Here is a 12,781-nt window from a genome sequence, read left to right as displayed (position 1 = left end):
CGACCCCTCGAGGCACGATTCGCGACCCCTCGAGGGACGATTCGCGACCCCTCGCGAGTCATGAGACGACCGCCAGCACTTCGCCGGAGGCCACCTGGACGCCGGCCTGGCAGGCCAGCTCGCTGACGACTCCGTCGGCGGGGGCGGTGATGGTGTGCTGCATCTTCATCGCCTCCAAGACGACGACCGGCTGGCCCGCGGACACCTCGGCCCCCTGCTCGACCAGCACCTGCACGACGCTGCCGGGCATCGGCGCGAGGAGCGAGCCGGTGGCGACCTGGTCGGCGGGGTCGAGGAAGCGCGGCACCCGCACCAGCCGCACGTGGCCCGTGGGGGCGTCGACGTCGACGGTCTCGCGACCCGGGAGCCCGGTGACGGCGCAGTCGTACGTGGTCGCGACCCCGTCGCGCGCCAACGTGACCGCCGTGGGCGAGGCGGCGAGCACCGCGACGTCGTCGCACGCGTAGCCGTCGCGACCGCCGAGCCACACGGCCGTGACCTCCTCGGCGCCGAGGGCGAAGGTAGTGGTCTGCGGTTGCGAGACCACGTTGCGCCACGCCACGGGCAGCCGCCGCTGCACGGTGCGGGCGGCACCGGCGCGTTCGGCGATCGCGAGCGCGGCGGCCAGGGGGGCGTCGATCAGCGTGGTGGGCTCCGGCGCTCGGTCGGCGAGGAACGCGGTGGAGACCCGCCCGGCCAGGAACTCGGGGTCGGTGAGCACCGAGACCAGCTGGTCGCGGTTGGTGACCAGACCGTGGATCCGAGCCCGCTTCAGCACGCCGGCCAACTGCCGCGCGGCCGCGGCACGGGTGGGCGCGTGCACGACCACCTTCGCGAGCATCGCGTCGTAGAACGTCGACACCGCGGTGCCCGACGCGAAGCCGGTGTCGACCCGCACGCCCGGCTCCTCACCACTGGTGCCGGGGATCTCGAACGTCGTCAGCGCCCCGCTCTGCGGCTGGTAGTCGGCAGCGGGATCCTCGGCGTAGAGCCGGACCTCGATGGCGTGGCCGTGCGTTGACCCACTTCCGGGCCCGCCGGCCTCGACCACCGGCGTCTCGCCCTCGGCCACGGCCACCTGGAGTGCGACCAGGTCGACGCCGTGGACCGCCTCGGTGACCGGGTGCTCGACCTGGAGCCGCGTGTTCATCTCCAGGAAGTAGAAGCGGTCGGCAGCCTCGTCGTAGAGGAACTCCACGGTGCCAGCGCCGCGGTAGTCGATGGCCTCGGCGGCCGCCCTCGCAGCAGCATGGAGCGCCTCCCGGGTCGGCTGCGGCAGCGCCGGAGCGGGCGCCTCCTCGACGACCTTCTGGTGGCGGCGCTGGAGCGAGCAGTCGCGCTCGCCGAAGACCAGCGCGCCGGCGGGAGTGCCGACGACCTGCACCTCGACGTGGCGGCCGCGTTCGACGTACGGCTCGACGAACACGGTGCCGTCACCGAAGGCGGACGCCGCCTCCGAGCGCGCGATCGCGATCTCGCCGTCGAGCTCGGCGAGGGTGCGCACGATGCGCATGCCGCGCCCCCCGCCTCCGGCCGAGGCCTTGACGATGAGCGGCAGGTCGGCCTCGGTCGGCTGCTCCGGAGCCTCGAGCACGGGCACGCCGGCGGCCCGCATGAGGGTCTTGGCGCCGATCTTGGAGCCCATCTGCTCGATGGCCTCCGGCGCCGGGCCGACCCAGATGAGGCCGGCGTCGATCACGGCGCGGGCGAAGTCGGCGTTCTCGGAGAGGAACCCGTAGCCGGGGTGGATCGCGTCGGCCCCGGCGCGCCGCGCGGCGTCGACGATCAGGTCGGCCCGCAGGTAGGTCTCGGCCGGGGCGTGGCCGGGCAGTCGCACCGCCGTGTCGGCCTCGGCCACGTACGGCAGGTCCGCGTCGGCGTCCGAGTGCACGGCGACGGTGGCGATGCCGAGCTGGCGGCAGGTGCGGAACACGCGGCTGGCGATCTCGGCGCGGTTGGCGACGAGGAGTCGGGTGATCATGCGGCTCACATCCTGAAGACGCCGAAGCCGGCGCTGCCGGTGAACGGCACGTTGTCGATGACGGAGAGGCAGATGCCGAGCACGGTGCGGGTGTCGCGGGGGTCGATCACGCCGTCGTCGTAGACCATCCCGGAGAGGAAGTGCGGCAGCGACTGCTCCTCGACCTGGTTCTCGACCATCGCCTTGATGCCGGCAAAACCCTCGGCGTCGAAGGTCTCGCCCTTGGACTCCGCGGAGGCCTGCGCGACCAGCTCGAGGACGCCGGCCAGCTGGGCCGGCCCCATCACGGCGGACTTGGCGCTGGGCCAGGTGAAGAGGAAGCGCGGATCGTAGGCGCGCCCGTTCATGCCGTAGTTGCCGGCGCCGTAGGAGGCGCCCATGATCACGGTCAGGTGCGGCACCGAGGAGTTGCTGATGGCGTTGATCATCATCGCGCCGTGCTTGATGATGCCGCCCTGCTCGTACTCCGCCCCGACCATGTAGCCGGTGGTGTTGTGCAGGAACAGCAGCGGGGTGTCGGACTGGTTGGCCAGCTGCACGAACTGCGCGGCCTTCTGCGCCTCCTCGCTGAACAGCACGCCCTGGGCGTTGGCGAGGATGCCGATCCGGTGCCCGTGCAGTCGCGCCCAACCGGTGACGAGCGAGGTGCCGTAGAGCGGCTTGAACTCGTCGAACGCCACCGCGTTGGCGGCGCTGACGCCGTCGACGACGCGGGCGATCACCGCGCGCGGGTCGAAGGGCTCCTTGAGGTCGCTCGGCACGAGGTCGAGCAGGGTCTCGGGGTCGGCGTCCGGCTCGGCGTAGTCCGGGCGCGCGGTCGCGGGGCGGTCCTTGCGCAGGCGGGCGATGATGCGGCGGCCGAGGCGGATGGCGTCGAGCTCGTCCTCGGCGAGGTAGTCGGCCAGCCCGGAGACCCGCGCGTGCATCTCGGCCCCGCCGAGCGACTCCTCGTCGGTGACCTCGCCGGTGGCCATCTTGACCAGCGGCGGCCCGCCCAGGAACACCTGCGCGTGCTCCTTGACCATGACGGTGTAGTCGCTCATGCCGGGCACGTAGGCGCCGCCGGCGGTGGAGTTGCCGAAGACCAGCGCGACGGTCGGCTCCTTGCGCGCGCTGGCACGCGTGAGGTCGCGGAACAGCTTGCCGCCGGGGATGAAGATCTCCTTCTGCGTCGGCAGGTCGGCACCGCCGGACTCCACCAGCGAGAGGGTGGGCAGCCCGTTCTCCTGGGCGATCTGGGCGGCCCGGAAGATCTTCTTGACCGTCCACGGGTTGCTCGCGCCGCCCTTGACCGAGGGGTCGTTGGCGCTGATGACGCACTCCACGCCCTCGACGACGCCGATGCCGGTGACCACCGAGGCACCCACGGTGAAGTCGGAGCCCCATCCGGCCAGCGGTGAGAGCTCGAGGAACGCCGAGCCCTCGTCGATGAGCAGCTCGATGCGCTCACGCGGCAGCAGCTTGCCGCGGGCATGGTGGCGGGCGACGTACTTCTCGCCGCCTCCCGCGACCGCCTTGGCGTGCTCGGCGTCGAGGTCGGCCAGCTTGGCGAGCATCGCCTCGCGGTGAGTCTGCTCGACCGGAGCCTCCGCATCGGTGGTCGTCACTTCTCCAGCACCTCCTTCATGGCCTCCAGCGTGGTGCGCATGCCCCTCTGGTTGGTGCGCGTGCGCAGCCGGCCCAGCACGAGCCAGTACGCCTTGGTCAGCAACCCGGCCTCGAGCCGGAAGTACTCGGTGACCGCGCAGCTACCCTCGCCGGTCGACTCGATGCGGTAGCCCCAGTTGTTGATCGTGGTGTCGTCGGTGCCCACCGCGAACTCGAAGACGCCCGGCTCGGCGGCCGTGGGCGGGCTGCAGGCGGTGACCCGGCACCCCGTCCAGTACGTCGGGCCGACGCCGTTGCGCTTCACGTGGCCCTTGAAGAACGCACCGACCGCGGGGCCGGTGGAGCCGCGGCTCCAGCGCGCCTCGAAGGTCTCGGGCGAGAACTCACCGATCCGGGTCACGTCGCTGACCAGGTCGAACGCCGCGGCGGCCGAAGCCTGCACGGGCAGCGTGACCTCGCCAGTCATCGGGGTGATCAAAGGCATGGGATCCCTCTCGCTCGCTCTCGTCGGGTCAGGTCTGGTCGGGTCAGGTCTGGTCGGGTCAGGTGAGGCGGGTCAGCTCGCGTAGCCGAGCAGGCGGGCGGCCAGGTCGGTGAGCACCTCGGTGGCGCCGCCGCCGATGGGCAGGATGCGTGCGTCGCGGTAGTGCCGCTCGACCTCGGTGCCGTGCAGGTAGCCGGTGCCGCCGTGCAGTTGCACCGCGGCGTCGCAGACGAAGGACGCCGCGTCGCACGCCGTCTGCTTGGCGAGGCACGCCTCGGCGACGACGTCCTCTCCTGCCACGTGCCGCCGCGCGACCTCGCGGGTGTAGGTGCGGGCCACCTCGACCTGGCGCCGCATCTCGACCAGCCGGTGCCGCACGACCTGCCGGTCGGCCAGCGGCCGACCGAAGGTCTCGCGCTCGGCGCACCAGGCGGCGGTGAGGTCCAAGGAGCGGGCGGCGATGCCGTAGGCGTGCACGGCCAGCGCGATCCGCTCGACCACGAACTGGGCGGCGATCTGGTAGAAGCCGGTGTTCTCGGCACCGATGAGGTTCTCGGCCGGCACGCGGACGTCGACGAAGGACAGCTCGGCGGTGTCGGAGCAGTGCCAGCCCATCTTGGGCAGCGCGCGGGTGACGGAGAACCCGGGGGTGTCCTTGTCGACGACGAGCAGACTGATGCCGCCGTGGCCCTCGGCGCCGGTACGCGCCGCGACGGTCACGAAGTCGGCGCGCACGCCGGAGGTGATGAACGTCTTGGCGCCGTTGACGACGTACTCGTCGCCCTCACGGACGGCGCGGGTGCGGAGGCCGGCGACGTCGCTGCCGCCGGCCGGCTCGGTGACCGCGAGCGAGCCGATCGCCTCGCCGGCCAGGGTGGGTCGCAGATAGCGCTCGACGAGGTGCGGCGTGGCAGCGGCCGCCATGTGCGGCAGTGCGATGCCGCAGGTGAAGAGCCCGGCCAGCAGTCCGCTCGAGGCGCCCGCGGCGAGGAGGCCCTCCTGGAGGTCGACGGTGTCGAGGAGGTCGCCACCGGCGCCGCCGACCTCCTCGACGAATCCGAGTCCGAGCAGGCCGTGCTCCCCGGCCGCGAGGTGCACGCTGCGCGGGATCTCTCCGCCCGTCTCCCAGTCGTCGAGGTGGGGCACGATCTCGCGCCGGGCGAACTCGGCACCCAGCGCGAAGACATCGGAGGTGTTGATGATCGCGGGTCTCATATCAGGCCTTCCTGCACGTGCACCGAGCGCGAGCGCATCCACTCGCCGAGGCCCTTGGCCTGCGGGTCGAACCTCGTGGACGCCGCGACGCCGCGGCCGAGCAGGCCCTTGATGACGATGTTGACGCCGCCGAGGTTGGGCAGCACGTGCACCTCGATCGCGTCGTCGGGCAGGTGCTCGGTCTCGGGGATCAGCTCGCGCACCTTGCGTGGGCTCATCAGTTTGGCGAGCCAGGTGACGCGGGCGTCGTACTTGGGCGAGCCGTCGTGGGCGATCCAGAGTCCGAGGTTGGCGTCGCCGCCCTTGTCGCCCGAGCGCGCGTGCACGAAGGTGCCCAGCGGCAGTCGCCGATTGAGGGTGTCGGGCGGAGCCGGGTACGGCGAGGGGCGCAGGCTGATCGCGTGGTCGACCTCGGTGGTCCGTTCGGGATCGGCGATGCGCTCCCGGCTGCCGTCGGGCAGCACGACCAGGTGCTCGACGGCGGACCGGTCGACGAAGGCAGGTGCGTACACGCCGTACGGCGTGGGCTTCGGCGGCGGGGAGGTGAGGGTGAAGCCGGGGTAGGAGCCGAGGGCCACCTCGACCACGGGGGCGGTGAAGGCGGCCCCGCACGGCCCGGGTTCGTCGTCCATCACGGTGATCCGGAGCAGCGTCGACGCCGCCTCCTGCGTGTCGGCGTCGGCCACCGGCAGTGCGATCGGCGTCCACTCGACGTGACTGGCGACCAGGCGCGGCTCGATCTGCTCGCGCGCCCAGTCGGCCTTGGCCTCCACGTCGAGCCCGGTGAGGACGAGCTCGACGCTGTTGCGCCAGCCGCCGAGCTGGTTGACGCACACCTTCAGTTGCGCGGGCGGGGCCTCGCCGACGACGCCGCTGATGCCGACCCGGTCGGGGCCGAGCTGCTCGAGGCGCACGGAGTCGAGGTGGGTGGTGACATCGGGGTTGAGGTAGCGGCTCGAGCCGATCTCGTAGACCAGCTGGGCGGTGACCGTGTCGACGGTGACGGCGCCGCCGGTGCCCGCCTGCTTGGTGATGACGCTCGACCCGTCGGCGTCGATCTCGGCGACCGGGAAGCCGAGCGGCCGGCGCGGGTCCATGCCGTGCTCGATGAGCTCGCGGAATCCGCTGAAGTTGCCGCCGGTCGCCTGGGTGCCGCACTCGATGACGTGCCCGGCGACGACGGCGCCGGCCAGCTCGTCGTGGTCGGCCGGCGTCCAGCCGAAGTGCGCGGCCGCGGGGCCGACCACCAGGGCGGCGTCGGTGACGCGACCGGTCACGACGACGTCGGCGCCCGCCTCGATCGCCCGCGCGATGCCGAACCCGCCGAGGTAGGCGTTGGCGGTCAGGGCGCCGCCGAGGCCGAGCTCGGCGGCCTTCGGACGCAGATCGTCGCCCTCGACGTGGGCGACGTTCGCCTCCAGCCCGAGCCCGCGGGCGACCTCCCGCACCTGGTCTGCCAGGCCGGCGGGGTTGAGGCCGCCGGCGTTGCTGACGATGCGGATACCGCGCTCGAGCGCGGTGCCCAGGCACTGCTCGAGCTGGCGCAGGTGGGTGCGCGCGTAGCCGAGCGAGGCGTCCTTCATGGTGTCCTTGCCGAGGATGAGCATGGTCAGCTCGGCCAGGTAGTCGCCGGTGAGCACGTCGAGGGCGCGGCCGTCTTCCTGCGCCCCCTCGACCATCTCACGCATGGCCGAGAACCGGTCGCCGTAGAAGCCGGAGCAGTTGCCGATCAGCAGGGTCATCGCGGTTCTCCTGCCTGGTTGCGACCCTCGCCGGACGGACCGGCGAACGCCTGGGCGATGTCGAGCCAGTGGTCGGCGTCGGCGCCGGTGGCCACCAGGTCGGTGTCGTCGCGGTGCACGCGCTGGGTGACTAGGCAGCAGAAGTCCCAGGCCGACCCGCGCACCCGCTGGGCGGCGTCGTCGGGGCCCCACGACCAGGTCTCCCCCGACGGCGCGACGAGCGCGATGCCGAACGGCTCGGCCGGCGCAGACTCCTCGCGCACCGAGTAGGCGAAGTCGCGGGTGCGCACGCCCAGGTGTGCGACGTGACGGATCCGGTCGGTGCGCGCGGGCGCGGCACCGAGGGCCTCGTGCACGTCGAGCCCGTGGGCCCAGGTCTCCATGAACCGCGCGGTCGCCATCGAGGCGGGCGACATGGGCGGGCCGAACCACGGCATCCTCTCGCCCTCGGGCACCGCTCGCAGCGCCGCCGACAGCGCCGCCCGCGAGGCCTCCCACCGGATCAGCAGGGCCGCCGGGGCCAGCTCCGCGAGCTCGTGGGCCGCGGTGTCGACGAAGCCGTGTGGATCCTCGAGGGCCCGCACCACCACGGCGTCCCAGGCCCGCTTGCCCTCCGGCGTGCTGGCGCAAGCGGCCAGCACGGCCTGCTCGTCGGTCCACGTGAGGTGGGCGACCTGATCGGCGACGGTCCAGCCCGCGGCGGGCGTGGGCGTCGCCCACCCCGCGTCGTCGAGATCCGCGACGAGGGTCCACAGCACGTCGCCCTCGGCGGCCAGGTCGTCGAGCAGGCTGTCGAGCAGGGTCATGCTGTTCTCCCGAGGGTCTGGTCGAGGGTGGCGGCCCACTGGTCGAGGATGCGTTCTCGACGGCGGTCGTCGTCGCCGAGCGTGGTGGCGAGGGCCAGGCCGCGCATGAGGTCGAGGGTGGCCTGCACGAGCTCGCGCACACCGGGCACGGACTCGTCGGCACCGAGCAGCTCGACGGTGACACGGTGCGTCTCGCGGCCGGTCTTGGCCTCCAATGGAGCGACGGCGGCGAGGAGGTCGGCGTCTGTACGCGCCGCGACCCACAGCTCGAGCGCCGCGGTGAAGACGGACGACGTCACGTGGTCGGCCAGCAGCTCGAGCACGGCGCGGGTGCCGGGGTGGCCCAGCGAGCGGGCCGCCTCGTCGAGCGCGATGCCCCGCTCGGTCATCACGTGCTCGACCGCAGCCACCACCAGGTCGGCCTTGGTCGGAAAGTGGTGCAGCTGCGCACCGCGGCTCACACCCGCCCGCTCACTGACCAGCGTGGTGGTCGTGCCGGCGTAGCCCCGCTCGACCAGCAGCTCGACGCACGCCTCGAGCAGCCGCGCCCGCATGACCCGGCTCCGCTCGGCCTGCGGCACCCGGGTCGTCGTCACGAGCCGAGCCAACCACCGACACAACAAACAGTCAACCCTGCATGTATTTTCCCGCGAGGGGTCGCAAATGGTCCACCGAGGGGTCTCGAATCGTCCCTCGAGGGGTCGACCCCACAGCGATTCACGACCCCTCGAACAGCGAATTGCGACCCCTCGTGGGTCACTGGAGACGGGCCACCATGGGCAGTCGGGAGCGAGCGGCGGCTGCCATCACGAGCGCGGTGAGCAGCGGCAGGCCGAGGACGACGCCGGCGATCATCAGCCAGGGGATGTCGATGTAGTGCGTGGCCAGCCCGTCGGGCACCGGCCCACTGAAGTACCCCGACCGGTCGGTGAGCGGATAGGTGATGGCCAGACCCGGGATGGCGCCGATCAGCGCCCCCAGCACCGACCCGACGAGACCCACGACCAGGGCATAGCCGCCCGCGACACCGCGGCGGGTGCGGGGCCGAGCTCCGACCGCGGCGAGGGTCGCCAGGTCGGGCTTGGCGTCCGAGAGCGCCAGGAACGTGGCGGTGAGCGTGCCGCCCAGCATGAGCACCGCGCCGAGACCGGCGAGGATCAGCTTGATGATCACGACGGCGGAGTCGGCCTGGTAGCCACGCTCGACGTACACCTCGGCCCGCGAGCTGATCGCCGCCACCTTCTCCGACAGATCCTGCTGTTGCGCCGACGACAGCCCGCCCGGCACCAGCACTCCCACGTCGGCGACCGGCGCGTGCAGTCGCCGCGCCACCGACGTCGGCAGCACCGCCTGCACGGGCGCGTAGGCCTGCGCGACCGGTACGGCCACCGCGTCGACCTGCACCTGCCCCAGCGTCGTCATGCGCCGCTCACGCGGCGCCTGCTGCTTCACGGTGAGTCGGGCCGGACCGTCGGGCACTGCACGGTCGGCGAAGACCACCGGCTGCCCGGCCGCAAGTGCTCGTCGGGCGCGGCCCGCCGCCTCGGCGTCCAGGCCCAGTGCGTCGACGTCCGCCGGATCCCGAGCTACGACCACGCTGGTCGCGAGCTCCCCTCCCCACGAGCTCAGCATGCTGCGCGGCTGCCCCACGAAGCGGGCTCGGAAGTCGACATACGTCCGCCCACCACTCGGGATGCCCCGGATCAGGGTCGGCCCCGACTCCGGCGCGACCTCGCGAGCGGCGGCGAGATAGGCCGGCCAGTCGGCCTTCTGCGCGTAGTCGGTGACCGACGCCTGCCCCATCGCCAGCCGAGGCGTGTAGGTCTCGCGGTTCTCTGCCTCGTCCGAGGTGATCGAGATGCCCAGGGCGACGACACCGGCCACGGTGGCCGCCACCGCGGCCACCGCGGGCACCGTGCGGGTGCGATGCCGGGCGGCGTCGCGCGCGGCGAATCGCAGGGGCAGCGGCAACCGGCCGGCCAGTCGCGCGAGGGCGACGACCGCGACGGGCGCGAGCAGGATCATGCCGAGCACCGCGACCACGGCCGACAGCGCGATCGGCACCTCGCCGCCCCCGCCCATCCCCGAGGCCCGCCGGACGCCGAGTGCTGCGAGCGCGACCGCCACGCCGACGAGCACCAGTCCGATGAGGGGCGAGCGGCGCGACGCTCGCGTGTCGCCGCGGCGTCCGCCCAGGACGGCCACCACGTTCTGCCGCGAAGCGATGAACGCCGGAACCACGGCGGCGAGCAGCGCGCTCACCAGACCGAACGCGGCGACTCCCCCCAGCGGCAGCCAGGGCACGTCGAAGGGGCCGAAACGTTGGACGTCGAAGTGCTGCACCAGCGGCTGGAGTGCCCGCGCGGCTGCGATGCCCAGCACCACGCCGAGCACCGCACCAGCAGCCCCGAGCACGACACCCGAGGCGAGGATCACGCGCCGCGCCTGGCGCGGCGTCCCGCCGGCGGCGGCGATGAGGGCGAGGGTGCGGGTCTGCTGACGCGCGCCCACCGCGAAGGCCGGACCCGCGAGCAGCACGACCTCGATGAGCACCATCACCACGATGAGCACGAGGATGGTCAGCTCGGCGCTGTCGATGCCCGCGTCGGAGTACTGCATGTCGGGGTCGAGCTGTGAGGCCGACGGCGGGTCGGCCAGTACGGCGCGCGAGACGACGAAGGCGCCGAGGTCGTTGAGCTGGCGTACCTGCTGCCAGACGACCGGGCCGCCAGCGACCAGCCACGCCTGGTCGCCCGAGCTGCCCGTGGTCGGCAACACTCCGGGGCGCGCGAACACGAAGGCGGTGTCGCGATAGCTGGTGGACTCCGCCGTGCCCACGATGTCGAGCTTCGTGCCGCCGCGCAGGGTCAGCTGCTCGCCGGGGTCGCGGTCGAGCAGCGCCTGGCTGACGACGACCTCGTCGTCGCTCTCGGGCCAGTGGCCTGAGCTCAACGTCGCGATCCCGGCTGTGAGCGGGTCGTCGAAGTCGGTCGCCACGCTCTGGGCATCGCCCATGCCCTCGGCCGTGCGGTAGCGCAGGTATCCGGTGGCGATCGGGACGGCCCGCCGCTCACCGCCGAGCGTGTCGAGCACTTGCCGCTCGGTGGGCGGGGTCGCCCTGCGCCGGGTCGCCCAGCTGGCGCCACCCGTCTCGGGGTCGGCAGTCTGCGCGACGTCGGCCGCGTGGCGATAGGTGTAGACCTTTGCCGCCGCCGTGCCGAGGCGACGGTCGACACCCTCCGAACCGGTCATCTGGTGCGTCTCGTAGAGGGTGGCCGCGGCCGTGACCGCGAGCACCGGGAGCGCGATGAGCACGAGCACCAGGCCGCTGCGCACCCAGGAGCGACGAGCGTCGCGGCGGGCCAGGCGGAGCGCCAGGCGCCAGCTCGTGAGGCGTCCGCTCATCGGCTGGCCGCCGGCTCGTCGAGCAGTCGGTCGACCGGCGCCGACCCGGACTCGTCGATCACCACGCCATCGCGCAGGAACACGACGCGGTCGGCCCAGGCCGCATGCCGGGCCTCGTGCGTGACCAGTACGCCGGCCGCTCCCGCGTCGCATCGGGCGCGGATGAGCCGCAGGATCTCTTCCCCGGTCTCGGAGTCGAGCGCTCCCGTCGGCTCGTCCGCCAAGATCAGCCGGCGCTCCCCCACGACCGCGCGGGCGATGGCCACGCGCTGCTGCTGGCCGCCCGACATGTCGTCGGGGAACCGGTCGGCGAGGTCGACGATGCCGACCTCCTCCAGTGCTGCGCGGGCCTCGGCCCGCGCCGTGCGCGACCGGACGCCGTCCAGCTCTCGCGGCAGCGCCACGTTCTCGACGGCCGTGAGGGCCGGGATGAGGTTGAAGCCCTGGAACACATAGCCGATGGAGGTTCTTCGCATCCGCGCTCGCTGCGCCTGCGAGAGGGTCACGAGGTCGGATCCCTCGACCTCGACCCGCCCGGAGGTGGGCTGGTCGAGCCCGCCGGCGATGGTCAGCAACGTGGACTTGCCCGAGCCCGAGGGGCCCATGACGGCGACCAGCTCACCGGAGTGGACGGCGAACGAGACCCCGCGCAATGCGTGGACCGCCGCCTCGCCCTCGCCGTGGGTGCGGTGCACGTCGACCAGGCGCAGGACGGCGCTCATCGAGCGGCCTGCTCGTTCGACGCGTCGGCGTTCCGGGCGTCGGAGGGAGCGGCCGCCGGGCGTTCCACGACGGCTCGTCGCAACCGCGCCTCGCAGTGGTCGAGCCACCGGATCTCGGCCTCGGCCGCGAAGACGAGGGAGTCGAGCACCAGTCCCCATGCGAGTTCCTCGCGGCGGTCGGTGCCGCGGCCCGCCTGACGCTTGAGTCGGGTGTAGTCCTGCAGGGCCGTCATGGAGGCTCCGCGCTGCTGTTGGATCACGGTGCCGACGTCGACGCCGGGCACGGTGACCGCCAGGGCCAACTTGATGGCGAGCTCGTCGCGCGGGGGCTGGGTGCGGGCCACCGGCGTGGTGAACCACGTGGCGACCTCGTCGCTCCCGGCGGCGGTGAGCTGCCAGCGCTCGTGGCCCTCGTCGTCCTCACCCGCCGGCTCGATGAGGCCGTCGCGCTCGAGCCGGGTCAGGGTCGTGTAGACCTGCCCGACGTTGAGCGGCCAGGTCGCGCCGGTGCGCGACTCGAACTCGGTGCGGAGCTGGTAGCCGTACATCGGCTCCTGCTCCAGCAGCGCCAGCATCGCCTGCTTGACGGACATGAGGTCTCCTCGAGGTCACCGCCCGGCGCCATACCGGGTATGCAGTGACAGATATACCACGTATGCATACCGAGTAGGCAAGAGCCACGAGGAGTCGGTCGAGAACGGCGCAGGGGTCACCGGCACGCCGGTCGCGACCCCTCGCGCAACGATTCCCGACCCCTCGCGGGACGATTCCCGACCCCTCGCGGGACGATTCCCGACCCCTCGCGGGACGATTCGCGA

Annotated in this window: 10 protein-coding genes; all 10 read right to left on the bottom strand. The window is 72.7% G+C overall.

Going from position 1 to position 12,781, the window contains the following annotated elements; all coding sequences use genetic code 11:
- Positions 1 to 58 precede the first annotated feature (58 nt).
- A complete protein-coding gene (locus ISG29_RS05505; protein WP_194502397.1) occupies positions 59 to 1,981 on the bottom strand; it encodes an acetyl/propionyl/methylcrotonyl-CoA carboxylase subunit alpha in 1,923 nt (640 codons plus the stop codon).
- Between the two features lie 5 nt (positions 1,982 to 1,986).
- Entirely contained in the window at positions 1,987 to 3,537 is a 1,551-nt protein-coding gene (locus ISG29_RS05500) for an acyl-CoA carboxylase subunit beta (protein WP_194502804.1), read from the bottom strand.
- Between the two features lie 47 nt (positions 3,538 to 3,584).
- Positions 3,585 to 4,055 carry an SRPBCC family protein gene (locus ISG29_RS05495; protein WP_235958596.1) on the bottom strand — a complete coding sequence of 157 codons (471 nt, stop codon included), beginning with the start codon at positions 4,053 to 4,055 and terminating at the stop codon, positions 3,585 to 3,587.
- 90 nt (positions 4,056 to 4,145) lie between these two features.
- A complete protein-coding gene (locus ISG29_RS05490) occupies positions 4,146 to 5,288 on the bottom strand; it encodes an acyl-CoA dehydrogenase family protein (protein ID WP_194502395.1) in 1,143 nt (380 codons plus the stop codon).
- The gene (locus tag ISG29_RS05485) at positions 5,285 to 7,030 is read right to left on the bottom strand and encodes an acyclic terpene utilization AtuA family protein (protein ID WP_194502394.1); all 1,746 of its coding nucleotides are present in this window, start codon (positions 7,028 to 7,030) and stop codon (positions 5,285 to 5,287) included. The genes ISG29_RS05490 and ISG29_RS05485 overlap by 4 nt, the downstream gene beginning before the upstream one ends.
- Positions 7,027 to 7,836, bottom strand: coding sequence for a TIGR03084 family metal-binding protein (locus ISG29_RS05480; RefSeq protein WP_194502393.1), 810 nt, complete (start codon positions 7,834 to 7,836; stop codon positions 7,027 to 7,029). The genes ISG29_RS05485 and ISG29_RS05480 overlap by 4 nt, the downstream gene beginning before the upstream one ends.
- Entirely contained in the window at positions 7,833 to 8,432 is a 600-nt protein-coding gene (locus tag ISG29_RS05475) for a TetR/AcrR family transcriptional regulator (protein WP_328828091.1), read from the bottom strand. Before ISG29_RS05475 ends, ISG29_RS05480 begins: the two co-directional genes overlap by 4 nt.
- A gap of 160 nt (positions 8,433 to 8,592) precedes the next feature.
- Positions 8,593 to 11,241 (bottom strand): ABC transporter permease, encoded by a 2,649-nt coding sequence (locus ISG29_RS05470; protein ID WP_194502392.1) that lies wholly within the window; start codon positions 11,239 to 11,241, stop codon positions 8,593 to 8,595.
- The gene (locus tag ISG29_RS05465) at positions 11,238 to 11,963 is read right to left on the bottom strand and encodes an ABC transporter ATP-binding protein (RefSeq protein WP_194502391.1); all 726 of its coding nucleotides are present in this window, start codon (positions 11,961 to 11,963) and stop codon (positions 11,238 to 11,240) included. Before ISG29_RS05465 ends, ISG29_RS05470 begins: the two co-directional genes overlap by 4 nt.
- Entirely contained in the window at positions 11,960 to 12,556 is a 597-nt protein-coding gene (locus ISG29_RS05460) for a PadR family transcriptional regulator (protein ID WP_194502390.1), read from the bottom strand. Before ISG29_RS05460 ends, ISG29_RS05465 begins: the two co-directional genes overlap by 4 nt.
- Between the last annotated feature and the right edge of the window lie 225 nt (positions 12,557 to 12,781).

Source organism: Nocardioides acrostichi, assembly GCF_015319165.1.
In the GTDB taxonomy this organism is placed as follows: domain Bacteria; phylum Actinomycetota; class Actinomycetes; order Propionibacteriales; family Nocardioidaceae; genus Nocardioides; species Nocardioides acrostichi.
The sequence above is the reverse complement of the archived record's forward strand: the minus strand, read 5'-3'. Positions and strand labels throughout refer to the sequence as shown.